Source organism: Actinotalea sp. JY-7876 (assembly GCF_014042015.1).
In the GTDB taxonomy this organism is placed as follows: Bacteria; Actinomycetota; Actinomycetes; order Actinomycetales; family Cellulomonadaceae; genus Actinotalea.
This window is the reverse complement of the sequence record NZ_CP059493.1, coordinates 2299889-2324387: the sequence shown is the minus strand read 5'-3', so window position 1 is coordinate 2324387 and position 24499 is coordinate 2299889. Positions and strand designations below refer to the sequence as shown.

15 protein-coding genes are annotated in these 24499 nt (G+C 77.9%); 12 read left to right on the top strand and 3 right to left on the bottom strand.

What is annotated here, in order from left to right; genetic code table 11:
• Nucleotides 1-93 precede the first annotated feature (93 nt).
• From H2O74_RS10835 to H2O74_RS10815, 5 genes are read left to right on the top strand one after another with little or no spacing between them, the layout of a single operon-like run.
• Nucleotides 94-4491 carry an FtsK/SpoIIIE domain-containing protein gene (locus H2O74_RS10835; RefSeq protein WP_182111595.1) on the top strand — a complete coding sequence of 1466 codons (4398 nt, stop codon included), beginning with the start codon at nt 94-96 and terminating at the stop codon, nt 4489-4491.
• Nucleotides 4488-7538, top strand: a complete 3051-nt coding sequence (locus H2O74_RS10830; protein WP_182111594.1) for a fibronectin type III domain-containing protein — start codon at nt 4488-4490, stop codon at nt 7536-7538. The genes H2O74_RS10835 and H2O74_RS10830 overlap by 4 nt, the downstream gene beginning before the upstream one ends.
• Complete coding sequence (locus H2O74_RS10825; protein ID WP_182111593.1) at nt 7535-8527, top strand: MoxR family ATPase; 993 nt, start codon at nt 7535-7537, stop codon at nt 8525-8527. Before H2O74_RS10830 ends, H2O74_RS10825 begins: the two co-directional genes overlap by 4 nt.
• The gene (locus tag H2O74_RS10820) at nt 8528-9697 is read left to right on the top strand and encodes a DUF58 domain-containing protein (protein WP_220457951.1); all 1170 of its coding nucleotides are present in this window, start codon (nt 8528-8530) and stop codon (nt 9695-9697) included. It begins immediately after the preceding gene.
• Nucleotides 9694-11991, top strand: coding sequence for a transglutaminase domain-containing protein (locus H2O74_RS10815; RefSeq protein WP_182111592.1), 2298 nt, complete (start codon nt 9694-9696; stop codon nt 11989-11991). Before H2O74_RS10820 ends, H2O74_RS10815 begins: the two co-directional genes overlap by 4 nt.
• Here the strand turns inward: H2O74_RS10815 and H2O74_RS10810 are convergent.
• The 3 genes from H2O74_RS10810 to H2O74_RS10800 all read right to left on the bottom strand — a co-directional run bounded on the left by H2O74_RS10810 (nt 11949) and on the right by H2O74_RS10800 (nt 15985).
• Nucleotides 11949-13679 (bottom strand): serine/threonine-protein kinase, encoded by a 1731-nt coding sequence (locus H2O74_RS10810; protein WP_182111591.1) that lies wholly within the window; start codon nt 13677-13679, stop codon nt 11949-11951. The genes H2O74_RS10815 and H2O74_RS10810 overlap by 43 nt on opposite strands.
• Before the next feature lie 115 nt (nt 13680-13794).
• Complete coding sequence (locus H2O74_RS10805; RefSeq protein ID WP_182111590.1) at nt 13795-14703, bottom strand: hypothetical protein; 909 nt, start codon at nt 14701-14703, stop codon at nt 13795-13797.
• 100 nt (nt 14704-14803) lie between these two features.
• On the bottom strand, nt 14804-15985 hold the full coding sequence (locus H2O74_RS10800) for a cytochrome P450 (protein WP_182111589.1): 1182 nt from the start codon (nt 15983-15985) through the stop codon (nt 14804-14806).
• 113 nt (nt 15986-16098) lie between these two features.
• Here H2O74_RS10800 and H2O74_RS10795 point away from each other — a divergent pair, with 113 nt between their 5' ends.
• The 7 genes from H2O74_RS10795 to H2O74_RS10765 all read left to right on the top strand — a co-directional run bounded on the left by H2O74_RS10795 (nt 16099) and on the right by H2O74_RS10765 (nt 24490).
• Nucleotides 16099-17139: a 3-oxoacyl-ACP synthase III family protein gene (locus H2O74_RS10795; protein WP_182111588.1), complete on the top strand. Its 1041-nt coding sequence runs from the start codon at nt 16099-16101 to the stop codon at nt 17137-17139.
• Complete coding sequence (locus H2O74_RS10790; RefSeq protein ID WP_182111587.1) at nt 17136-17891, top strand: glycosyltransferase family A protein; 756 nt, start codon at nt 17136-17138, stop codon at nt 17889-17891. Before H2O74_RS10795 ends, H2O74_RS10790 begins: the two co-directional genes overlap by 4 nt.
• The gene (locus H2O74_RS10785; protein WP_220457950.1) at nt 17888-19120 is read left to right on the top strand and encodes a cytochrome P450; all 1233 of its coding nucleotides are present in this window, start codon (nt 17888-17890) and stop codon (nt 19118-19120) included. The genes H2O74_RS10790 and H2O74_RS10785 overlap by 4 nt, the downstream gene beginning before the upstream one ends.
• On the top strand, nt 19117-20724 hold the full coding sequence (locus tag H2O74_RS10780) for a class I adenylate-forming enzyme family protein (RefSeq protein WP_182111586.1): 1608 nt from the start codon (nt 19117-19119) through the stop codon (nt 20722-20724). Before H2O74_RS10785 ends, H2O74_RS10780 begins: the two co-directional genes overlap by 4 nt.
• Nucleotides 20721-21671 carry an NAD-dependent epimerase/dehydratase family protein gene (locus H2O74_RS10775; protein WP_182111585.1) on the top strand — a complete coding sequence of 317 codons (951 nt, stop codon included), beginning with the start codon at nt 20721-20723 and terminating at the stop codon, nt 21669-21671. The genes H2O74_RS10780 and H2O74_RS10775 overlap by 4 nt, the downstream gene beginning before the upstream one ends.
• An 84-nt stretch (nt 21672-21755) precedes the next feature.
• Complete coding sequence (locus H2O74_RS10770) at nt 21756-22304, top strand: pyridoxamine 5'-phosphate oxidase family protein (protein WP_182111584.1); 549 nt, start codon at nt 21756-21758, stop codon at nt 22302-22304.
• Between the two features lie 302 nt (nt 22305-22606).
• Nucleotides 22607-24490, top strand: a complete 1884-nt coding sequence (locus H2O74_RS10765) for an acetolactate synthase large subunit (protein WP_182111583.1) — start codon at nt 22607-22609, stop codon at nt 24488-24490.
• Nucleotides 24491-24499 lie beyond the last annotated feature (9 nt).

Below are 24499 nucleotides of genomic sequence, written 5' to 3'. Positions count from 1 at the left end.
TCGGCACACCGCGTCCCGTCGAGCACCACGCACCAGCCCCAGCACCACGCACCAGCACCACGCACCAGCCCCAGCACCCGAGCGGAGCACCTCATGTGGCGGATCAGCGTCCGGCCCTCGCGCGAGAGCGGCCTGCGGCCCGTCGACGTCGTCGTCGACGCGCGGCCCGACGCGCGCGTGGCCGACCTCGCCGCGGCGCTCGGCGAGCACCTCGCGGGTCCGACGTCGGGGACGCTCCTCGCCCCCGTGACGGACGGCGCCCCGTGGGGTGCCGACCTGCTGCTGACGGAGAGCGACCTGCGCACCGGCGACATGGTCGAGGTCGCCGTCGTCACGCGCGAGTGGCTCACGCGCCCCGCCCACCGGCGCCGGGCGCGCGCGGTCGCCCGGGTCGTCGCGGGTCCGGACGCGGGCCGGCAGGTGCGCGTCGAGGGGGACGCCCTGACCATCGGACGGGCGCCGACCTGCACGCTCGTCCTCACGGACCCCGCCGTCTCGCGCGTGCACGCCCGGGTGCTGCTCGTCGGACGCCCGGTGGTCGTCGACGAGGGCTCGGCCCACGGCACCCGGGTGGGCGACGTCGAGGTCTCCCGCCCTCAGCCGGCGGCGTGGGGGGAGCGGATCGTGCTCGGCGAGAGCGTGGTCGTCCTCGAGCCCGCCGACTCGTCGGCGCCCGGTGGCCCGGCCGTGTCGGTCCTGCGCCCGCCGCGCTTCGGCGAGCCGCTGGTCGCGGACGAGGTCGAGGTCCCCGCACCACCGGCGGCGCCCGAGCCGCAGCCGCTGCCGTGGCCGATGATGCTCATGCCCGTCCTGCTCGGCGGCGGGATGTTCGCGATGTCGCGGAGCCCGTTCTCGCTCCTGTTCATGATCGGGTTCCCGGTCATGATGCTCGCCACCCACCTGGTCCAGCGGCGACGGCAGAGGGCCGACCACGCCGCGGAGCTGCGCGTGTGGCGCACGGAGGTCGACGAGGTGCTCGTCGCGCTCGACGCTGCGGCCGAGCTCCAGCGCAGCCACGCGGACGAGGACGAGCCGCGCCTGGACGTCCTGCGCGCCCGCGTCCGGGAGCGGCACCCGAGCCTGTGGGCGCGCCAGGTGGACGACCCCGACTTCCTGCGCGTCGGGGGCGGCCGGGGCCCGCGGCCCGCGGTGGTCACCGCGAGCGTCGCCCGCGGCGGCGACCGCACGCAGCGCGAGCTCGCGCTGCGCGAGGTGGGCGGGCGCGCGACGCTCGCGGACCTCCCGGTGCCCGTGCCCCTGGGGGACCACGGCCTCGTGGCCGTCACGGGCCCGCGGGACGACGTCGACGCCACCGTGCGCGCCCTGGTCCTGCGGCTCGCGGCCCAGCACTCGCCGACGGACCTCACCTTCGCCGCTGTGCTCGGCGTCGACCGCACGCACGTGGAGACGTGGCTGCGCTGGCTGCCCCACACCGGACGGCGCGCGGGCGGCGCGGAGCCGGTGGCCGTGGGCGCCGGCCCGGGCCAGCACCTGCTCGACCTGCTGGTCTCGGAGGAGCGGGGACGCGCCCGCACCGTCTGCCTCGTCGACGACGCGGCGGGCGTCCCGCGTCGCGTGCTCGAGGCCGCCGCGGCGCAGGGCACCGAGCGTGGCCTGCACCTCGTCTGGCTCGGCCCCGACCCCGCGACGGTGCCGGCGGCGACGGGCGTGGTCCTCGACCTGGCGGCCGGGCGCCTCCTGCGCCGCGACCGCGGGGGCGTCGAGGAGGTCCGGCAGGCCGATGCGCTGCCCCTGGTCGACGCGTGGCGCACGGCCCGGACCATGACGGCGTACCAGGACGACGCCGCCGTCGTGCCGGCGGACAGCGCGGTCCCGGAGCAGGTCCGGCTGCCCGACCTCGGTGCCGACCTGGCCGACCCCGACGACGTCGGCGCGGTGCTGGACCGCTGGGCCGCCGCGCGCGGCCTGCGCGCGCAGATCGGGGCCGGCGCCGACGGCGTCGTGACGATCGACCTGCGTGAGGACGGGCCGCACGGGCTCGTCGCGGGGACCACCGGCTCGGGCAAGAGCGAGCTGCTGCAGACGCTGCTGTGCTCGCTCGCGCTCAACAACCCGCCGAGCCGGATGACCTTCCTCCTCGTCGACTACAAGGGCGGCGCCGCGTTCCGGGAGTGCGCGGACCTGCCGCACACCGTCGGCTACATCACCGACCTCACGCCCGCGCTCGTGCAGCGCGCGCTCGTCTCGCTCCAGGCGGAGCTCACGACGCGCGAGCACCTGCTGGCCGCCTACGGGGCCAAGGACCTGCTGGCCATGGAGCGGGACCACCCCGAGGCCGCGCCGCCGAGCATGCTCATCTGCGTCGACGAGTTCGCCGCCCTCCTGGCCGAGGTGCCCGAGTTCGTCGATGGGATGGTCAGCATCGCGCAGCGGGGGCGCTCGCTCGGGATGCACCTGCTGCTCGCGACGCAGCGCCCCGCGGGCGTCGTGACGCCGCAGATCAAGGCGAACACCGACCTGCGGATCGCGCTGCGGATGGCGTCGCCCGAGGACTCGACCGACGTCATCGACACCGCTGACGCCGTGCGCCTGTCCCGGCGCACGCCCGGGCGTGCGTGGCTGCGCCGCACGGGCCACGGCACGCGCGAGCTCGTCCAGGTCGCCTGGGTCGGGGCGCACGAGCCGGTGCGCGACGCCGCCGCGCGCGTGGACGTGCGTCCGTTCGCGGCGCGGGACCTGGGGCCCTTCGACGCGCACGACGACGGCCGCGCCCCGGGTGCGCCCGCGCGCGTCCACGCCGAGGCCGACCTCGGGCGCCTCGTGCGCACGGTCGGTGCGGCGCACCGCCGCTCGGGCCGCCCCGCGCCCCGCAGGCCGTGGCTGCCGCCGCTGCCGACCGAGCTCACCCTCGCCGCCGGCCCGGACGGCCGCGTCGTCGTCGGTCCCGACGCCGGGGACGAGGCGGCGGTCCCGGGGAGCACGCCCGACGCGGTGACCTTCGAGCCGGCCCCGGGCCGCCTCGTCGTCGGGCTCGTCGACGTCCCGTCCCGCCAGCAGCAGGAGCCGTTCGTGCTCGACTACGCGCGCACCGGCCACGTCCTGGTCTTCGGCGCGTCCGGCAGCGGCAAGACGGAGCTCCTGCGCACGGTCGCCGTCGCCGCGACCGTGTGCGAGGAGGCGGCTCCCGCACTCGTCTACGCGATCGACGCCGGGGGCGGCGGGCTGAGCGTGCTCGACGCCCTGCCGTCGGTGGGCTCCGTCGTCGTCGAGCAGGCCGCCGAGCGCGTGCAGCGGCTCATCCGGATGCTGCACCGCACGGTCGTCGAGCGGAACGGCCTGCTCGCGGCCCGGGGCGCGGCCGACCTCGGGGCGCTCCAGGCCCAGGGCGTGCTGATCCCGCGCGTGCACCTGCTCGTGGACAACCTGCCTGCGCTGCTCGAGCAGCTCGAGGGGGGCGGCGCGCTGCGGCGCGCGCACGTCGACCAGCTCGTGACGGTGCTCCAGGAGGGGCGTCGCTGCGGCGTGCACGTCACCGCGACGACGCCGCGCCGCACGGGCGTGCCGAGCGCGATGCAGGCGGCGTTCGGCGAGCGCCTCGTGCTCCGCATGACGACGCCCGACGACTACCAGATGCTGGGCGTGCCCGACGGCGTGCTCGACGCCGACTCGGCGCCGGGTCGCGGCCTCCTCGGGCGCCACGAGATCCAGGTCGCGAGCATCGGCGGAGCGGGGACGCCCGCGCAGGCCGGGCTCGTCGCCGAGCTCGCGGAGCGGTGCGGGCAGCGCTACGCGGCCTCGCCGGCCGTCGTCGTGCCCGCGATGCCGACCCGCATGCCCGCCCGGCTCGTGCCCGCGCCCGTCGCCGACGAGATGTGCCTGGGCGTCGACGCCGAGTTCGCGTCGGCGGTCACCCTGCGCCTCGCCGAGGGGCCCCTGCTGGTCACGGGCCGCGGCGGCAGCGGCCGGACCTCGTTCCTGCTCGGCCTCGCCGAGCTCGCGCGCCGGTCCTCGCGGCCGCCCGTGCGCACGGTGCTCGTCGGTCCGCGTGCGGGCGCGGCCGACGCCCGCGACGTCGACCTCGTGCTCGACGACCCGGCCGCCGTCGCCGCGTGGGTCGACGAGCTCCTCGCGGCCTCCCCGGCAGGGACGTGGTCGCTCGTCCTGCTGGACGACTGCCACGAGTGGGAGCGGGGCTGGGAGTCGGGCGACGCGCGCCGCGCGGCCGCCGAGGCGCTCGCCCGCCTCGTCGACGCCGCCCGGGGGCTCGGGATCGCCGTCGTCGTCGCGACGGACCCCGACGACGCCCGCGCGCGCCAGCACGTCGCCGGTCCGGTCGCGGCCGCCCGGCGGAGCCGGCGCGCCGTCCTGCTGGCGCCCGAGATGGCCGACGGGGGGCTGGTGGCCGCGTCCGTTCCCCTGCACACTCACGAGCCCCTGACCGGACCCGGGCGGGGCCTGCTGATCACGGCGGGAGCGGTGCGCGTGGTCCACGTACTATCCCCCTCGAGCGAACGGGAAGGTGTCCGATGACGCGGAACCTGACGAGCCCCGCCGGCGGCGTGCTGCGCCGCCTGGCGCGCCGTGCCGGCCGCGGGGCGGGTCGCGCGGGGCGGCGCGGCGGTCAGGGCGGGTTCGTCGAGGCGGGCGTCGCGGTGACGGGGCTCGCGCTCGTCCTGGGCGCGGCGGTCGGCAGCGGCGTCGCGAGCACCGCGGTCACCATGTCCGACGGGGCGACGTGGCTCCCGGACGACTCGAGCGGGCAGGTGCTGCAGGTCAACCCCGCCACCGGCGAGGTCGAGCGCCGCCTCCAGGTCGCCGGCTCCGGCGCGTCGCTGCTGATCACGCAGCGCGACGGCATGCTCGTGGTGGACGACGACGCCACGGGCGTCATCACGACCATCGACCTCGCGACGCTCCTCGCGGGCGGGCAGCGGGGGACCGGCGCCACCCGGACCACGGTGCTCGTCGGGGGCGGGAACGTCTTCCTCGTCGACCTGGCCGGCACGGTGCGCGCGGTCGACCCGCTCACGCTGCGCGACCTCGGGGCACCGCACCGCACCGACGCGCTCGCGGACGCCGTGGTCGACGACGCGGGCACCGTCTGGCTCGTCACGACCGACGGTGAGATCGAGGAGCTCCGGTGGTCGGCGTCGTCCGCCCGCTTCACGGTCGAGCGCGACCGCCCGCTGCGCGGCGCGGGGTCGCAGAGCCGCATGGTGCCGCACGCCGACGGCGTGACGGTGTTCTCGCCGGACGGCGGCACGGTGGCGCAGGTCGGCGCGGGACGCGACCTCATCGTGGCCGCCCCGGGCCTGAGCGGGGCGGTGCTGCCCGCCGAGACGTCACCGTCGACGCTGGCACCGGTGGCCGCGCCGTCGGCCGCCGAGGTGGTCATGGTCTCGGGGGGTGCCCTGCTCGCCGTGGACGTCGGTGCGCTCGGCTGCCACCGGCCCTCGAATCCCGCGGTGTTCGCGTCCCGCGTCTACGTGCCCTGCGACGGCACGGGGCACGTCCTCGTGCTCGGGCCGGACGGCCGGCGCGCGGCGCGCGACATCATCGTCCCCGGCGGGCTCAACCCCCGGCTCGTGGTCGACGACGGCCGTCTGGTCGCCTACTCCGAGTCCGCGACCGCCGCCGTCGTCGTCGAGGCCGACGGGTCGACGCGCGAGATCGAGACCGGCCCCGGGCGCACCCCGGTGCAGGACCCGAGCCGCCCCCCGGTCGCCGCGCCGCCCGTGACGGCCCCGCCGAGCAGCACCCAGCCGAGCAGCACCCAACCGAGCAGCCCCCAACCGTCGCTGCCGCCCTCGCCGGGCACGCCCGACGCCGCCGAGCTGCCGGACGCCGGCGGCACCGTCCCGGGGGAGCAGCCGACGACCCCGCCGACCGGCGGCCCGGGGGCCGACGACCCGACGGTCCCCTCGACCCTCCCGCCGACCGCCCCGCCCACGGGCCTGCCCACCGGGCCACCCACCGGCCCGCCGACCGCCCCGCCCACGGGCGCGCCGACCGGTCCGCCGACGACGCCGCAGCCCACCGGGTCGCCGACGGCACCACCCACGGCACCGCCCACCGCGGGGCCGCAGGCCCCGCTCGCCCCGGGCCAGGTGCGCGCGTCACGGACCGCGGACGGCACCGCGCAGGTGACGTGGCGCCCGCAGGGGCCGCAGGCCGACACGTTCGTCGTGCGTGCGAGCGGCGGCGCGGCCGTGCCCGCGGTCGAGGTCGACGGGTCCTCGACCGAGGCCACCGTCACCGGGCTCGAGTGCGAGGCGCGCGTGACGTTCACGGTCGAGGCCGTGCTCGACGGTGCGACCGCACGCTCGGGCGGCAGCAGCCCCGTCGTCATGCAGGCGTGCCCGGCCGCCCCGTCGCCGCCCACCGCGGCCACCGGCGTCGTGGCGACCGCGGCGGGCGACGGCAGCGTCACCGTCTCCTGGACCGCCGCCAGCTCGGGCGCCGACCGCTACGTCGTCTCGCCGGAGGGCCACGCGGGGACCGACGTCGGCACCGCGACGTCCGTGCGGCTGACGGACGTCGCGCCCGGCGCCGGCGTGCGGTTCGTGGTGCAGACCTGGCTCGGCGGCGCGGCCGCGACGTCGGCGCCCAGCAACGCCGTCACGGTCGCCGGGCCACCCGGGGCGCCGCCCGGTGTGTCGGCGGAGGTCACGGGCCGCAGCGGCGACACCCTCACGGTCGCTGTCGGCTTCGGCGCGGCCGCCGACAACGGCTCGCCCGTGACCCGCTACGCCGTGCAGTGGTCGGGCGGCGGCGCCTCCGGCGCGCGGGACCTCCCGGCGGCCGGCGGCACGACGCTGACGTTCTCGTGCGCGGGGCAGGCCCTGTGCACCAGCGGCGGTGCGCTGCAGGTGAGCGTCACCGCGCACAACGGCGCCGGCGCCGGTCCCGTCGCGACGGCGACCGCCGCGGTCGCGCCGCCCCCGCCGCCCGCGCCGCGTGCGGGCGACGGCGTGGTCTCGTGGGTGACCTTCGCGGCGCCGGGCCAGTACGACCAGGAGATCCCGATGCGCGCCGGGCTCGCCCCGCCGGCCGGCTGGGCGGCGCACACGGGCGGCTGCGAGCTCGTCGTCACGAGCACCGCCGGGAGCGGGTCGTCGCGGTCGATCCCCTGCGCGACCTCCGGCGAGGTGTGGCTGGGGCAGTTCCCGGGCGGGTCGACGGTCACCGTGAGCGTGCGCGCGCTGGGTCTGGACGTGACGTCCGCGGCGGTCCCGGGCGAGGTCCCCCTGCGCAACAGCTGGGCCTACTGCGACCCGAACACGGGCATCTGCACCCAGCCCGTGGGCCTGCCGACCGACCCCGACGCTGGGACCGCGACGATCGTGCCCCTGCCGTGGACGCCGGTGCCGGGCCTGCCCGGCGGCCCCGAGCCCGGCCCCTTCCTCGCCGCGGGCGTCGTGCTGCTGGGCGCCGCGGGCGCGCTGCGGGCCGCGCGCCTGCGCGAGCGCGTGCAGAGCGGTCTCGCCTCCGACCGGGCCGACGGCTGCGACGTCGCCCCGGTCGTCGTCCCACCGTCACACCCGACCAGCCCCACGATCGAGGAGACCCGCCCATGACGCCCGAGCCCCTCGCCCCCCAGCCGCTCGACGAGCAGGCGATCGCGCGGTTCCGCGTCGTGCACGGGAAGGTCGTCGACGCCGTCGAGTCCGCGCTGCACGGCAAGCGTGCCGTCGTCGAGCTCGTCGCGGTGGCGCTCTTCGCGTCCGGGCACGTCCTGCTCGAGGACGTGCCCGGGACGGGCAAGACGACGCTGGCGCGGGCGCTCGCGGCGGCCCTGGGCGGCTCGTCGCGGCGCATCCAGTTCACCCCCGACCTGCTGCCCACCGACGTCACCGGCACGTCCGTCTTCGAGCCCGGGACGGGCGAGGTGCGCTTCCGCCCGGGCCCCGTCTTCAGCAACGTCCTGCTCGCCGACGAGATCAACCGTGCCGCGGCCAAGACGCAGTCCGCCCTGCTGGAGGTCATGGCGGAGCGCACGGTGACGGTCGACGGCGTGGGGCACGTGGTGCCGGACCCGTTCCTCGTGGTGGCGACGCAGAACCCCATCGACCTCGACGGCACCTACCGCCTCCCGGAGGCGCAGCTCGACCGGTTCCTGCTGCGGATCGCGATCGGGTACCCGGACGTCGAGCACGAGCTCGAGATCCTGCGCCCCGGCAGCTCCGCGGGCCGGGTGCAGGACGTCGCGACGGTGACGTCCCCGGACGAGGTCGCCGCGCTCACCAGCGCGCTGCGCCGGCTGCACGTCGCCGAGCCGATCCTGCGCTACGTGCGCGAGCTCGGCGCCGCGACCCGGGACGACCACCGGCTGCGCCTCGGTGCGAGCACGCGCGCGCTCCGGTCCCTCGTGGCGGCCGCGCAGGTGCACGCGGCCGCCCAGGGGCGGCACTTCGTCGTGCCGAGCGACGTCCAGCGGCTCGTCCGGCCCGTCCTGTCGCACCGGCTCGTCCTGACACGTGAGGCCGTCCTCGCGGGCACGACCACGGCCGAGCTCCTCGACGACGTCGTCGCACGCGTCGACGCGCCCCGGCCCGCGGCGGTCTGAGTGCGTGACGGCGCCCGCCCCACGGCCCGGGGCCTCGTCGTGCTCGGCCTCGGTGCGGCGAGCCTCGGGGGTGGGCTCGCCGCCGGGTACGGCGGGCTCGTCGGCCTCGGGCTCGCCCTCCTGCTCCTGGTGGCGGTCGCCGTCGTCTCCGTCCTGCTGCCCGCGCCCCTCGCGATCGAGCGCAGCGTCGAGCCGGAGCGGGTGCCACGGCTGGGTGCCGGAGCGGCCGTCGCGCACGTGACGAACGCCTCCGCCTGGTGGCCGCTCGGCCTCACCGGGTGGGACCGGGTCGGCGGCACGAGGGTGCCGGTCCGCGTCCCGCAGCTGCGTCCGGGCGCCTCGGTCGAGGTGCGCTCGGACGTGCCCACGCAGCGGCGGGGGGTCCTGTCCGTCGGACCGCTCGTGCTCGACCGCCGCGGCGTCGCCGGGCTCGCGCGCTCCCGCAGGACGCACGGCGCGCAGCGCACCGTCACGGTGCTGCCGCGCCTCCTGCCCGTCGAGGCGCCGCCGCCCGGCGTGCGCCGCGGGCACGTCGGGGCCGACGAGCGCGTCGAGCACGGTGGGACGGACCTCGTCGGGATCCGCGAGTACGTGCCGGGGGACGACCTGCGGCGCCTGCACTGGGCGACCAGCGCGCGCGTCGGCACGCTCATGGTCCGCGAGGACGCGGACCCCTCGCAGCCGCACCTGACGGTGCTCCTGGACGACGACGCCGCCGCGTACGCGGGCGACGGGTTCGAGGAGGCTGTCGACGTCGCCGCGTCGCTCGTCGCCGGGGCCGTCGCGTCCGGCAGCCCGGTGCGGCTCCTGACCACCAGCGGCCGCCTCACGCACGACGTGCCCGCGGGGCCGCCTGGGTCGGGGGCACCCGGCGCGCTGGTCGAGGAGGTGCTCACGGCCTGCGCGCTGCTGGACCCGTCGACAGGGCGGGCCGCCGCGGTGGCCGCGTCCGTCGGGGTCCCGGCCCCGGACGTGCTCGCGGTCGTGTGCGGCGCCGGCAGCGACCTGCGCGACCTGTCGCTGCGGGCGCACGCCGCCCCGCACGGCTCCCTGCTCGTCGTGGACCCGGCGCCCGACCGCGTCGTCGACGTCGTCGGCGGCACCACGGTGGTGCGCGGCCCGCGCGCGGAGGACGTCACGGCCGCGTGGTCGCTCGCGGTGGTCCGATGAGGGCCGCGCGCGTCGCCTGGGCGGCACTGGTCCCCGCGGTCGCGGCGACGACCCTCGTGACCGCCTTCACGGCGGGGCCGGTGCTCGTCCTCCTCCTGCTGGCCGCCGTCGTCCTCCCCTTCGGGGCGGTGGCCCTGGGGGCGCGGCTGAGCGTGCCGGCGTGGGCCGTGGCCGCTGCGACGACCGCCCTCGTGCTGGTCGCCGCCGTCACCTCGGTGCGCGGGGTGGCCGGCGACCCGGGCCCGGCCGTCGGCGGCTGGCGGGCGAGCGCCCTCGGAGAGGCGCTCGGCCCGCTCGCGGACGCGGTCGCGCGCCTGCTCACGGCGCCGCGCCCGGCGGAGCCGACCCCCGTCCACGTCGCGCCCGTGCTCGTGCTCGTCGCGCTGGTCTCGCTCGCCGTCGCCCTGGCCGCGACGCGGAGGGCGACCCCCGGCGCCGGCCCGCTCGTCGGCGGCGCCGTGCTGTACGCGGCAGCGCTCCTGCTCACCGCCGGGGGAGCGGACCCGCACGGCGTCGTCGCGGGCCTCCTCGTCGTCGTCGCGGCTGCCGGGTGGGTGCTGCTCGACGGGCACGGCGCGCCGGACCTGCGTCGCGACCCGGCCTCGCTCGGCAGGGCCGAGGGCCGCGCCCGACGACGCTGGCGGCCCGCGACGCCGGCGGCCCTCGCCGCCGTGCTCGTGGCCGCGTCCGCGACGGCGGCGGGCGGCGCCCTCACGCGCGGCGAGCCCTTCGAGCCGCGCGAGCACGTGACGCCGCCCGTGGTGCGCGTGGACGCGACGCACCCGCTGCCGCAGCTCGCCGTCTGGGCGGCCGAGCCCGATCGCGAGCTCCTGGTCGCGACCGGTGCCCTGCCGCCGCGCCTGTCGCTCGTCGTGCTCCCCGACTTCGACGGGGCGACCTGGCGGTCCGGCTCCAGCCTGCGCCCCGTCGGCGCGGTCGCGTCACCCTCGCTCCCCCCGGGGGCCGAGGTCGGGCGGATGGACGCGACGCTGGAGCTCACGGGGCTCGCGAGTCCCGCCCTCGGGACGGGGACCTGGCTGCCCACGGCCGGCCGGCCGGTCTCGGTCACCGTCCCGGGCGCGCTGTGGGACGTCGAGACGGGATCGCTCGTGGCGCCCGAGGGGCTCGCCGCCGGGTCCGTCTACCGGGTGACGGCCGACGTCGACCAGCCGGCCGCTGCGACCCTCGCGACGGCGGGCGTCCCGAGCGGCGCGGAGGTCGCGCGCTACCTCGAGCTCCCGCGCATCCCGGCCGACGTGCTCGCGTACGCGCGCACCGTGACGCAGCACGCGCCGTCGCGCCTCGTGCAGGCGCGCCTCATCGAGGAGACCGTGCGCGCCGACCGTGAGCTCGCGCCCGACGCCGTGTCCGGCTCGTCGTACGCACGCGTGCGCGAGTTCCTCTTCGCGGAGCCCGAGCAGGGCGGTCAGGTCGGCACGGCGGAGCAGTTCGCGAGCTCGTTCGCGGTGCTCGCGCGGGCCGCCGGCCTGCCGTCGCGTCTCGTGCTCGGGTTCGTGCTCCCGGAGCCTGCGACGGACGGCTCCGTCGTGGTGCGGGGCGAGGACGCGCACGTGTGGCCCGAGGTGTACCTCGCGGGGGCCGGGTGGGTCGCGTTCGACCCGAGCCCCGCGGCGAGCGGCACGGCGGCCGACCGTGCGACCGACGCGCTCGACCTCGCGACCGACGGGGAGCTCGAACCCCCCGATCCCGCGGCGGTCCCCGCGCCGGAGGAGTCCGGTGACGCCGAGCCCGTCCCCGGCCCGCCCGACGCGGTCCCGGGGCCGCGTGCGGCGCTCCTCGTCACGATGGCGGTGGTCGCGGTGCTCGCGTCGGTCGTGGTGCTCGCGGGTGTGTCCGCGGTCCTGCGGGCGCGCCGGCTGCGGCGGCTGCGCCGGCACGGCGCCGTGGGTGCGTGGCAGCACGTCGAGGACGTGCTCGTGCTCGCCGGGGTCGCGCTGCCGCCGGGCGCGGACGCGCGGCAGGTGGCGGCACGCGTCGGTGAGGGCGAGCCGGGCTCGGCGGCGGCGCGGCTCGCGGTGCTCGCCGAGCACGCCGCGTTCGCCGAGCAGGCGGTGCCCGCCCCCGACCACCGCGACGCGGTCGACGCGTGGAGCCTCGCGCGCGTGGTCGAGCGCGCGGTGCGCCGGCGGGCGTCGTGGCGGACGCGCGCGGCCTGGACGTGGCACCCGGGGCCGCTGCGGCGGCGCGGGGGAGCCCGCGGCCGGGTGGTGGTCCGCGCCGGGGCGCCGGGTCAGCGCGTGACGCAGGCGGGCGCGGAGGCGCCGAAGCGCTGAGGGTCGCCGGCGTCGATGCCGATGAGCTGGAGGCACACCGTGGGGGCGTTCGGGTCGACGCCCTCGACGACGCGCTCCGTGACCCCCGCACCCAGGCTCTCGAGGGGCACGGGGGCGGCCGCGTCGGTGACGTCCACCACGGCGACGACGATCCCGCCGTCGGTCGGGTCGGCCCAGCTCGCGTGGATGCTCGTGCCCTGGTCGACCAGGACGAGGTCGGTCGGGGCGTAGGCCGGGTCGGACAGGTCGATGTCGAGCGGGTCCTCGTCGACCTCCGCGAGGTCGTCGCCCTCGTCCGGCTCGATCGGCACCGCGGTCGGCGGGGGAGCGGGCGCCGTGGCGGGTGGCGCGTCGCGCGCCGTCAGCAGGACGACGCCGACGCCGATCCCGCTGCCGAGCAGCACCGCTCCCGCGGCGAAGCCGACGAGCGCCGGCCAGCGGCGCCGCCGCGCGTCCACCGCCCCGTCGGCGCCCCCGGGCGCGTCGTCGCCGGCGGACGTGGCGGGGCGAGAGGGTCCCGCATCGGCGTCGAGCATGCCGGTCGGCGCGCCGTCCGCGTCGGGCGGCGCGGAACCCGCACCGGCCCCGGCGGCGCCCGCCCGGCCCCCGCCGGCCACGTCGACCGCGGCGAGGGCGCTCGGGGCGAGCGCCCGGGCCACGGGCGGGCCCCCGCCGTCCCGTCCACCGTGCTCCGGTGCCGCCGCGGCCGGGCGCGGGGCCGCCGCGTCGCGGGCCGTCCCCGAGGGGGAGGCCGGTGCCCACGAGCGGGACTCGGTGGGGACCGCCGCGAGGGCGTCGCGGACCGCGGCCGCGTCGGGGAAGCGGTCCTCGCGCGCCGGGCGCAGGCACCGTTCGATGACGGCGACGAGCTCGGCTGGCACGTCGTCGCGTCCCTGCGGGCGCATCTGACCCGTGCGGACGCGGCGCAGGTAGCCGAGCGCGGTGTCCTCGTGCTCGTCGTCGCTCGCGAACGGCGCGCGACCGTGGACCAGGGTGCTGAGGGTGGACCCGAGCGACCAGATGTCGTCGGCCTCCGTCGGCTCGAGCCCGTCGAGGACCTGCGGCGACGCGTGCCGGTAGCTGAACCGCTCGAGCGAGGCGGTGCGCCCGGAGTCGGCACGGCGTGCGATCCCGAAGTCCGTCAGGACGTACGAGGTCGGCAGCACGAGCACGTTCTGCGGCTTGACGTCGCGGTGCAGGACCCCGTGCGCGTGCGCGAAGGCCAGCGCGTCCGCGACGGCGGTCCCGGCGGCCACCACCTCCGACGGCGGCAGCGGGCCGTGCGCGCGCACGCGCTCGTGCAGCGACCCGAGGTCGTGGAAGTCCATGACGAGGCAGGCACGTCCGTCGGGCGTCGTCGCGGTGTCGAGGACCGTGACGATGTGCGGGTGCTGGCGCCCGAGCGTGACGGTGATCTCGAGCTCGCGCTGGAAGCGCGCGAGCGTCGCCGGGTCCGCGACGTCGATCACCTTGATGGCGACGTCACGCCGCAGCGCCGTCTGGCGCGCGCGGTACACGACGCTGTCCCCGCCGCGGGCGATCTCGACGACGTCCTCGTAGCCCGCGAGCCCGAGGTCCACCGCCCCGCCGGCGGGGCGCGGCGTGGCGGGCGGGGGTGCCCAGAGCGCGTCGTCCGGCGCCGGCCGCGCGGGCTGCCCGTCGGACGGGTCCGCCACCCGCTCAGGCATCGTCCGGCTCCTCACACGTCGTCGGGGCGGCACGCTCGCCGAGCGCCTGGTGGTCGGGAGGGTATCCGGCCCGTCGCCCGTGCGGCAGCCCCGGCCCGCGCGTCGGCGGAGCTGCTCACCGACCCCCGCCGCCGAGCAGCGGGTCGTCGGGACCGTCGGTGAGGTCCAGCACGGCCTCGCTCACCGCGTCGACGACCGCCTCGCCGGCCGCCACGGCCAGCGCGCCCGGCGTGACGAGCATGCCCGCCGGACCCATCACGTCGAAGACGGCGTCCATGCGGTCGGTGAAGCGGTCCCCGAACGCCGTGCCCTCCATGCGCTCGCGCAGGTCGTCCCCGATCGCGGACCCGGCCGACCACGAGACGGCGGGGCCGGCGACCCACGGGCTCGAGGTCACCATGCCCGCGACGCCGAGGCCGCCGGAGACGGTGCCGTTGACGGCCTGCCACCCGTCGCCGTCCCGGTACCCGTGGTAGGCGCCGTGCAGGTCGTTCGCGGTGCCGATGGCGCCCAGGACCCCGAGGACCGAGCCCGTGCCCGTGCCGATGGACCGGTCGAGGAACCCGCCCAGCGCACCGGACGCCCCCGCCGCGTCCATCGCCTGCCCGGCGCGGCGACGCAGGTCGCCGAGCTCGGCGAGGCTCACCGCGGTGCCGAGCATGCCGAGCTGGGCGACGGTCTGCGAGAAGACCTCGCCCAGCGCGTCGACGCGGGCGTGCACCCGGTCGCGCAGCGCGGTCCAGCCGGACGCGCCCCCGCTCGCCTCGTCCTGGTCGGCCGCCTCCTCCAGGAGCTGCGCGGCGCCGCGCCGCATCAGGGCCGCGGTGAGGTGCAGCGTCACCGCGTGGGTCTCGTCCCAGGTCGCGCGGAAGGTGCGGGCGTCCTGCCCCGTCCAGCCGAGGCCGTCGACGCCGTCGACGGTGCGCAGGTCGACCTGCTCGAGATGGTCGGCGGTCGCGGCGAGCGCGACCGCGAGCGAGCGCAGCGCCTCGGCGTCAGCGCCGTGCGAGATGCCGACGGTCACGGGCCCTCCTCCGGTGGTCCCGGGTCGCTCCCGGGCCTGCGTCGATGCTCGTCCCGCGGGACCCGCGGGGTCGAGCGCCGGCGCCCGGAAGGTTCCGCCGTCAGGCGCGAGCGACGACCAGCCGGCGGTAGGACGGCACGAGCACGCCGCGCTGGGCGCTGCGTCGCACCACGCGCAACGGCGCGCCGTCCGCCCAGAGGGTCTCGACGAGGCCGCGCACCTCGGCCCGCGCGAGCGGCGCGCCCAGGCACAGGTGCCGGCCCGCGCCGAACCACAGCTGCCGGTTCTCCGCCGCGTACGGGCGGTCGAGGCGGAAGCGCCCGACGGCGGTGTTCGCCGACCACACGAGCGCGAGCAGGCTGTCCCCGGCGCGCAGCGCGCGGCCCCCCAGCTCGACGTCGGCCGCGACCGAGCGCCCGATGACGACCGCGGGCGTGCTCACGCGCAGCCCTTCCCGCACCGCGTCGTCGAGGTGCTCCGGCCGGCGCAGCAGGCGGTGCTGCTCGCCCGTGTCCACGAGCAGCGCGACGGTGCGCTGCATCGCGGAAGCCGACGTCTCGGTGCCCGCGACGAGCAGCAGCGCCGCGAGCCCGGTCGCCTCGCGCTCGGTCACGCCCAGCTCGCGCATGCGGCCGAGCAGCGTCGAGCCCGGGGCGGTGCGGTAGGCGTGCGGGACCCCGGCCGTGAGCTCGGCGACGACGTCGCGCGCGACCTGCACGAGCTCGGGGTCGAGCACCGGCTGGGTCGTCGCGCGCACCGCCGTCGTCGCGAGGCGCTCGCCCCGGGCGAAGACCAGCCGCGCGGCGTCGTCGCTCACCTCGTCGCCCGCCACCGGGATGCCGAGCGACGCGATCATCATGCGGCCCACCGCGACGCGCGACAGGTCCGCGACGTCGACCTCACCCCCCGCCGCGAGCAGGGCCCGTGCCGACGCGAGCAGCGGTCCCCACACCTGCGCCACCTGCTCGCGCGCCGCCGCGTCGGTGAACAGCTCGCGCGAGCGCGACCGCAGGTCGTGGTGCCCGGGCCCGTCGAACAGCTCGGTCACCCACGGGCCGAGCACCTGGGCCCACAGGTGCCCGACGCCGCCCTCGCCGACCATCGAGAACGCGCCGTGGTCGTTGAGCGCCCGCCGGGCCAGCACGGGGGAGGCGGTCACCCAGCCGACGCGCGGGACGCGGACCACGCGGCGGGCGGCGACGGCGCGGCCGGCGAGCAGCAGCGCGGCCACCGCGGGGCGTGCGGCGACGACGAGGGCGACGTCGCGGGCGTGGGCGAGCATGCGCGCACTGTGCCACGTCCCGCGCCTCAGTCCCGCGCCTCGCGGCCTCGGCGTCGGCAGTTCACCCCGTCGGCGCCGGGGCCGGCCGAGCCCCCGTCGATAGGCTCTCGCCCATGCCCTCCCCCAGAGCGGTCCCTGCTGCGGTGCTCGCGGGGGTCGAGGTCCACCTGCCCGAGCGCACCGTCCGCGTGCTCGACGCCGAGCGCGCGCTCGCCGCGCGCAACCCCGGTGTCGCACCGCCGGCGGGCATGGTCGGGCGCCTGACCGGCGTGCGCGCCGTGCACGTGCTGCCGGACGACTGGCAGGCGTCCGACCTGGCCACGGCGGCGGCGGCCAAGCTGCTCGCCGCGCAGGGTCTCGCGCTCGAGGACGTCGACCTGCTCCTGTTCGCCTCGGCGAGCCAGGACATGGTCGAGCCGGCGACGTCGCACATCGTGGCCCAGAAGCTCGGCCTCGGCTGTCCGGTGATGGACGTCAAGAACGCGTGCAACTCGGTGCTCAACGCGCTCGAGGTGGGCGAGGCGCTCATCCGCACCGGGCGGTACCGCACGGTGCTCGTGGCGAGCGGCGAGGCGCCGTCGCGCGCGGTGCGCTGGGACGTGCCCGACCGTGCGACCTACCTGCGCTCGGCGGCGGGCTACACGATGTCCGACGGCGGCGCGGCGCTCCTGCTGCGCGCGGCGCCGGCGGACCCCGGGCCGGCGCCCGTGGGCGTCCTCGCGTCCGGGTTCGCGGCGCAGTCGCAGCACTGGACCATCGGCACGCTGCCCGGGGGCGGTACCGCGCACCCGCGCGACCTGGACCGGACGTACTTCGACATCGACGGCTCGCGCCTGCGTGAGGCCTTCCTCGCGCTCGGCCCCGGCACGGTGCTCGAGGTGCTCGCGCGTGCCGGGCTGACGTGGGACGACGTCGCGCTGGTCGCGGTGCACCAGGTCGCCGTCACCTACCTCGGCGACGTCCACGACGCGCTCGGCCTGCCCGCCGACCGCACGCTGCTCACGGTGGCCGAGCACGGCAACCTCGCGTCGGTCACCCTGCCCCTGCAGCTCGTGCGGGCGCGGGAGCAGGGGCGCGTCGGGCCCGGCGACGTCGTGCTCCTCGTGGGCCTCGCGGGCGGCATCAGCATCGGCGCGATGGCCGTCCGCCTGTGACCCTCGCCGTCGTCGTCCCCGCCTTCCAGGAGGCCACCGGCATCGGCGCGACGCTCGCCGCGCTGCGCGACCAGCGGGACGCGGATTTCGACGTGGTCGTGGTCGACAACGGCTCGACGGACGGCACGCCCGACGTCGTGCGCGCGTTCGTCGAGCGGTGGGGTCTCGCGCGCTGGCGCGTGCTGCACGAGCCGCTCAAGGGCACCGGCGCGGCGGCCGACACCGGCATGCGCGCGGCGATCGCCGCCGGCGCGACCCTCCTGGCGCGCACGGACGCCGACTGCCTGCCCGCGCCCGGCTGGACGCGCGCCGTGCGGACGGCGCTCACCGACGGCGGCCTCGAGCTCGTCACGGGCCCGATGCTGCCGCGCTCGGACGACGTCCCGGTGGGACCGCTGCGGCGCGGCGCGCTGCGGGCCGCCGTCGCGGTCGCGGCGCGCTTCGGCCAGATCCGGCCCGGCAACCAGGACCCGGCCTACCTCGGCCCGTACCTCATGTGCCCGGGCTGCAACCTCGCCATCACGGCGGACCTGTACGAGCGTGCGGGCGGCTTCCCGCGTACCGCCATCGAGGACCTCCACGAGGACCGCGCGCTGGTCAACGCCGTGCGGCGCCTGACCCCGCGCTACGGCTACCGCCGCGACGTCGTCGTGCGCGCCTCCGTGCGGCGCGTGCACGCGTGGGGCCTGCGCCGCACGCTCGGGTGGTACGCGGACCACCGCTACCGCCCCGCCGTGGTGGACATCCGATGAGCCGCCCCGACGCCGCGGCGCGGACCGCGCCGCTCGCGCACGCCATGGCCTGGGAGGAGCGCGTGCAGCGGGGCGCCCACCCCGTCGTCTACCCGTTCCTGCGCCGGGTCGCCGCGCGGGGCCCGGTGGTGCGCGTGCCCGGCCTCGGGGTGGTCGTCAGCGACGCCGCGCTCGCCCGCGAGGTCCTGCTGGACACCGAGCGCTTCACGAAGACCGGCCCGGGCTCCCCGGCGGACCTCTGGACGCCGGTCCTCGGGCCGGCGGTGCTGCTCAACATGGAGGGCGACGACCACGCGCGCCTGCGCGGCCGCCTCGCGCCGCTCTTCACGCCGCGCGCGGTCGCCGACCTGACCGGCCCGGTGCTGGCCGGGCCGACGGAACGGCTGGGCGAGCGGCTCGCGGCCGGGGCGCACGTGGACCTCGTCGCGCACGTCGGCGCCATGGCCGGGGCCGTCATCTGCCGGATGACGGGCCTGCCCGCGACGGACGCGGCCGTGCGCTCCGCGTTCCGTGACGCGCAGGAGATCGTCGGGATGGTGCGCCTGCACCGGCGCACGCTCACGCCGCCGCAGGTGCGCCGGGCGCGCGAGGTGCTGGGCAGGCTGTCGGCGCACGCGGTGACCGCGTACCGCGCGGGCGACGAGGCGACCGTGCCCGGCCGGATGCGCGCGCTCGGGCTCAGCGAGTCCGAGGCGCGCGGCGCCGTCGGCGCCTTCGTGCTCACGGGCACCGAGACCCTCGTCTCGTTCGTGCCGCGGCTCGCGGCGCTGCTCGCCGACACCGGCTGGGACGCGCGCCTCGCGGCGGCGGACGACGCCGGGCTCGCCGGCAAGGTCGTGTCCGAGGCGCTGCGGATCACCGCGCCGACACCCGCGATGCTGCGCAGCGTCGAGGCCGCGGGCGACGTCGGGGGCGTGCGTGTCGCCGCCGGGGACCGCGTCGTCATCGCGACGCTGCTCGCGTGCCGGGGGGCCGGGCCCTTCGCGCCCGACGTCCCGCAGCCGGCGGCCGTGCGCCAGCTGTGGTTCGGGGCGGGACCCCACTTCTGCCTCGGCATGCCGCTCGCCATGGTGCAGACCACCGCCGTGCTCGACGCCCTGCTCGCCGCCGTGCGCTCGGCGGGGCCGCTGCGCGTCGTCGAGCGCCGGGTCGCGCGCGGCGTGCTCATCCCGGCCTACGCGCACCTGGCCGTCGGGGCGGGACCCCGCCGCGAGGCCGACGCCGCATGACGCCCGACCTCGTGCACGAGGTCCTCGTGCAGTGCGACCGGCACCCCGCGCGCGTCGCGCTGCGCGCGGGCCGGGTGGAGCTGACCTACGGCGAGCTCGGGCGCCGCGTGCGCGCGACCGCCGCGGCGCTGCGGGCGGGCGGGCTCCGCGACGCGGACCGCGTCCTGTTCTCGGTCCGGCCGCGCACCGAGGGGCTCGTGCTCGCGCTCGGCGTCGTCGCCGCGGGCGGCTCGCTGGTGCTCGTCGACCCCGGGTCCACGCCCGAGCTCTTCGCCGCGCGCGTCGCGGCCGCGGCGCCGACGTGGGCGGCCACCGAGTCCCTGCTGTACGCGCTCTCGCGCCCGGGCCTCGCGGGTCTCGCGCGGCGCCGCGGGATCCTGCTGCCGGACTACGCGCGGCTGCCCGTGCGCCACGTCCACGCCGGCCTCCGGCTCCCCGGCGTCCCGCGGGGCTCGCGGCGCGCCCGCGCCCTGGCGCGCGGCACCGCCGCCGTCGAGGTCGCCTCCCGCCCCGACCTCGAGGCGCTCGTCGTCTTCACGTCGGGCACGACGGCGGCCCCGCGCGCCGTGGTGCACACGCGCGGCTCGCTCGGCGCGGGCACCGCCCTGCTGCGGCAGGTGTGCGCGGTGGCACCCGGCGACGTCGTGCGGACCGACCAGATGCTGCTGGGCCTGCCGGCGCTCGTCTCGGGCGGCACCTGGTCGTTGCCCGCGCGCGCGCCGGCCGACGACGTCGTCGGCTTCGCCGCGGGCCTCGGGGACGCCGCGGTGGCGTTCCTCGTGCCCGCCGACGTCACCGCCCTCCTCGACGCGGTCGTGGCCGGCCGGGTGCCGGCGCGCGGGCCGCGCACCGGGCTCGTCGGCGGCGCCCCGGTGACGGCGGCGCTGCTCGAGCGCGCGGCGCGGGTGCTCCCGGGCACCCGGTGGGTCGGCGTGTACGGGATGACGGAGATCCTCCCGGTGGCCGTGGTCGACGGCGCGGAGAAGGTCGCCGACGCGGCGGTCACCGGTGCGGGTGACCTCGTCGGGCGGCCGCTGGCGGGCGTGACCGCCCGCCTCGAGCCCGTCGGCCCCGACGCGCCGGACGGCGTCGGCGAGCTCGTCCTCGGCGGGTCGTCCCTCATGCGCGGCTACCTCGACGGCGACGGCACCGAGGCGGTCGCCGAGCACCGCACGGGCGACCTCGCGCGGTGGGACGACGCGGGTCGCCTCGTGCTCGTGGGACGGACGCGGGACATGCTCATCCGCGGCACCACGAACATCTACCCGGGCCTGTACGAGCCGCGCCTCGCCCGGCTGCCCGGCGTCGGGGCGGCCTTCCTCGTCGGCGTGCCGCGGGCGTCCGACGGTGACGAGCAGGTCGTGCTCGTCGTCGTGCCGCAGGGCGCACCGCCGAGCGACGGCGGGCCGCCCGCGCTGGGCCCGGGTGACGACGCCTTCGTGGCTGAGGTCCGCCGCCGGCTGCCGGAGGTCCTGGACCACGGCGCCATGCCCGACCACGTGCTCGTCGCCGACCGGGTGCCGGTGTCCGGCCGCAGCCGCAAGCCGGACCGCGCGGCCCTGGCCGCGGCGGCGGCCGCGCTGCTCACGGCGGGGGCCCGATGACGCGGATGGTGGTGACGGGCGCGTCCGGGTTCGTGGGCGGCGCCGTGGCGGCCGCCGCGGCCGAGGCCGGCTGGGAGGTCGCGACGACGTCGCGGCGCCCGGCCCGCGTCGAGGCCGGGACGCACGCCGCCTGGGACCTCACCGCGCCGCCGTCGGCCGGGGTGCTGGAGCTCCTCGCCTCGGCCGACGTCGTCGTGCACTGCGCGGCCTGGGTCGGCGACGCCGGGGAGCGCGAGCGGGTGCGGGCCGTGACGGTCGACGGCACGCGCGCCGTGCTGCGGCACAGCGGTACCGCCCGGGTCGTGCACGTCTCGACCGCGAGCGTGTACGACCCCACGGGGCCCAGCGTGGGTGCCCGCGAGAGCGAGGCGCCCGTGGCGCGCTACCTCGACCCGTACGCGGAGGCGAAGGCCGACGCGGAGCGGGAGGTGCTGGCGTCGGCGACCGCGCGCGACGTCGTCGTGCTGCGGCCGCACGCCGTGTACGGACCGGGCGACACCACGCTGCTGCCGCGCGTGCTCGCGACCGTGCGGGGCCGGCGCCGGCGCTGGCTGCCGCTGCCCGGGGGCGGCCGCGTGCGCCAGCACCTGACGCACGTGCGGACCCTCACGGACGCCGTGCTCGCCGCGGCGAGCGTCCCGCTCGACGGGCCGCTCGTCGCGAACGTCGCCGATGCCGAGCCCGTCGAGCTCCGCGCGGCGCTGACCGCCCTGCTCGCCGAGCGCGGCACCCCCGCGCGCGTCGTGGCGGTGCCGGCCCGCGCGGCGTGGGCGCTCGCGACCGCGGGGGAGGCGCTGCACCGGCTGCCCGGGGGCCGGGCACCGCGCCTGACGCGCTACGCCCTGAGCCACCTCGTGCACGAGCGCACCTACGACCTCACCGCGCTGCACGAGCGACTGGGTGTGACGCCGCGGCCGACGTCGTTCGAGGGTGCCGCCGGCTGGTGACCGCGGCGACCGCCCACCGGCGGACCTGGACGACGAGCGCGCGGCGCACGCGCCGGGGTGCGGGACTGCGGTAGACCATGGGCCATGGGAACCGTGCACCCCGAGATCACCGAGCGGCTCGCGAGCTTCATCGAGGACCAGCCGGTCTACTTCGTGGCGACCGCGCCGCTCGCCGCGGACGGTCACGTCAACCTCTCGCCGAAGGGCGGCAAGGGCACCCTCGTCGTGGTGGACCCGCTGACGGTCGCGTACCTCGACCTCACGGCGTCCGGCGCCGAGACGATCGCCCACCTGCGGGAGAACGGCCGCATCACGGTCATGGTGTGCGCGTTCGCCGGACGGCCGAACATCGTCCGGCTGCACGGTCGTGGTCGCGTGGTCGCGCTCGGGGACCCGGAGCTCGACGCCTGGCTGCCCCGGTTCCCGGAGCACCCCGGCGTGCGCGCGGTGATCGTGGTCGACGTCGAGCGGGTCGCCGACTCGTGCGGGTTCGCGGTGCCGCTCATGGAGTACACGGGGGAGCGCGACATCCTCGACGCGGCGAACGGGCGCAAGGACCGGGACGAGCTCGTCGCGTACCGCGCACGGAAGAACCGCACGAGCCTGGACGGGCTGCCCGCGGTCGACTGGTGAGCGTGGCGTGCGCCGCCGCCCCACGACGTCCCGCATCGTGGATCGGTGAACCACGATGTGGACACGCCGGGCCGTGGCGTGACATCCCTCGGGCGCAGGCGTAGTGTGCTCGACGTGCAGACGATCCTCGTAGTACTTACCTAGGCGCCGGTCGACCGCCCAGGCAAGGTCCGTCCGCGCGCCCACCCCTCGCCGAGCCCCCCGTGGGCCGAGGGGTTTTTTCATGCCAGGACCGCGCCGCCACGACGGCGCGCTCCGCCAGTGCCGTTCACCAGCACGAACCAGCAAGCAGGGAGACCACGATGGTCCAGGGCACCACCCCGGCGGCGCCGGCGTCCGACGCCCGCCCGACCGGACGTCCCACGCCGCAGCCCCCCGTCGCCCGCCCGGTCGGCGCCGCGACCGCGCAGGCCGCGACCGCGCAGGCCACGCCGGCCCAGTCGGTGACCGGCGCCGAGTCGATCGTGCGCTCGCTCGAGGCCGCCGGCACGCAGGTCGTCTTCGGCATCCCGGGCGGCGCGATCCTGCCGACCTACGACCCGCTGATGGACTCCAAGGTCATGCGGCACATCCTCGTGCGCCACGAGCAGGGCGCCGGCCACGCCGCGGCGGGCTACGCGTACACCAGCGGGAAGGTCGGCGTCTGCATGGCGACGTCGGGCCCGGGTGCGACGAACCTCGTGACGCCGATCGCCGACGCCAACATGGACTCGGTCCCCCTCGTGGCGATCACCGGCCAGGTCGGCGCCTCGATGATCGGCACGGACGCGTTCCAGGAGGCCGACATCGTCGGCATCACGCTGCCGATCACCAAGCACAACTTCCTCGTCACCGACCCGGACGAGATCCCGCGCGTCATCGCCGAGGCGTTCCACATCGCGCAGACCGGGCGGCCCGGTCCCGTGCTCGTCGACATCGCGAAGTCCGCGATGCAGGCGCGCACCACCTTCGCGTGGCCCCCGGCGATGGAGCTGCCCGGCTACCACCCGGTGACCAAGCCCCACGCGAAGCAGATCCGCGAGGCGGCCCGGCTGCTCGCGACCGCGCGCCGGCCCGTGCTCTACGTCGGCGGCGGCGCGATCCGCTCCGGGGCGAGCGCCGAGCTGCGCGCGCTCGTCGACGCGTCCGGCGCCCCGGCCGTGACCACGCTGATGGCGCGCGGCGCCCTGCCCGACTCCCACCCGCAGAACCTCGGGATGCCCGGCATGCACGGCACCGTGCCCGCCGTCGCCGCGCTGCAGAAGGCCGACCTCGTCATCGCGCTCGGCGCCCGCTTCGACGACCGGGTGACCGGGAAGCTGTCGTCGTTCGCGCCGAACGCGACGGTGGTGCACGCGGACATCGACCCGGCGGAGATCGGCAAGAACCGCCGCGTCGACGTGCCGATCGTCGGGGACCTCAAGGAGGTCATCGCCGACCTGCTGCCCGAGCTCGCCCGCGAGCACGCGCAGCACGGCAAGCCGGACCTCGAGGCGTGGTGGCACCAGATCGACGACTGGCGCGAGACGTTCCCGCTCGGCTTCACCGAGCCCGACGACGGCCACCTCGCCCCGCAGCACGTCATCCAGCGGATCGGCGAGATCGCCGGACCGGAGGCGGTCTACGTGGCCGGCGTGGGCCAGCACCAGATGTGGGCGGCGCAGTTCATCCGCTACGAGCGGCCGAACGCGTGGCTGAACTCCGGGGGCCTGGGCACCATGGGCTACTCGGTCCCGGCGGCCATGGGCGCCAAGGTCGGCGACCCGTCGCGCACCGTGTGGTCGATCGACGGCGACGGCTGCTTCCAGATGACCAACCAGGAGCTCGCCACCTGCGCGATCAACGACATCCCGATCAAGGTCGCGGTCATCAACAACTCGTCGCTGGGCATGGTCCGCCAGTGGCAGACGCTGTTCTACGAGTCGCGGTACTCGAACACGGACCTGCACACGGGTCACGGCACGCGCCGCATCCCCGACTTCGTCAAGCTCGCGGACGCCTACGGCTGCGTGGGCCTGCGCTGCGAGACCCGGGCCGACGTCGACGCCACGATCCGGCGCGCGATGGAGATCGACGACCAGCCCGTCGTCGTGGACTTCACGGTCTCGCGCGACGCGATGGTGTGGCCGATGGTCGCCGCCGGCGTCAGCAACGACGAGATCCAGTACGCGCGCGGCATCAGCCCCGCGTGGGACCGGGGCGAGTGATGCCGGCGG